Source organism: Neotamlana laminarinivorans (assembly GCF_020523925.1).
GTDB lineage: Bacteria > Bacteroidota > Bacteroidia > Flavobacteriales > Flavobacteriaceae > Neotamlana > Neotamlana laminarinivorans.
The window spans coordinates 1-413 of sequence record NZ_JAJAPW010000034.1; the positions used below are offsets into that span (position 1 = coordinate 1).

1 pseudogene is annotated in these 413 nt (G+C 37.0%); it reads left to right on the forward strand.

From position 1 onward, the window contains the following. A pseudogene (locus LG649_RS15925) lies at positions 1 to 413 on the forward strand (hypothetical protein); the annotation flags it as partial.

A 413-nucleotide genomic window follows, 5' to 3' on the forward strand; every position in this document is an offset into this window, starting at 1 on the left:
AGAAACACTTCCAACAGTTCCAATGTGTACAACATTAACAAGTCCGTTAAACGGTTCAACAGATGTTTCAATAACTACCAATTTATCATGGACAGCTATTTCAGATGCTACAGGTTATAAGCTAACAGTAGGAACAACATCAGGGGGAACAGATATTTTAAATGCAGAAGATGTTGGTAATATATTAACCTACGATTTCGTATCAGATTTACCAGAAACGTCTGAGATTTATGTTACCATCACGCCTTACAATGCTGTAGGCGATGCAGTAAGTTGTACAGAAGAGAGTTTCAGTACAGAAACACTTCCAACAGTTCCAATGTGTACAGCATTAACAAGTCCGTTAAACGGTTCAACAGATGTTTCAATAACTACCAATTTATCATGGACAGCTATTTCAGATGCTACAGGTT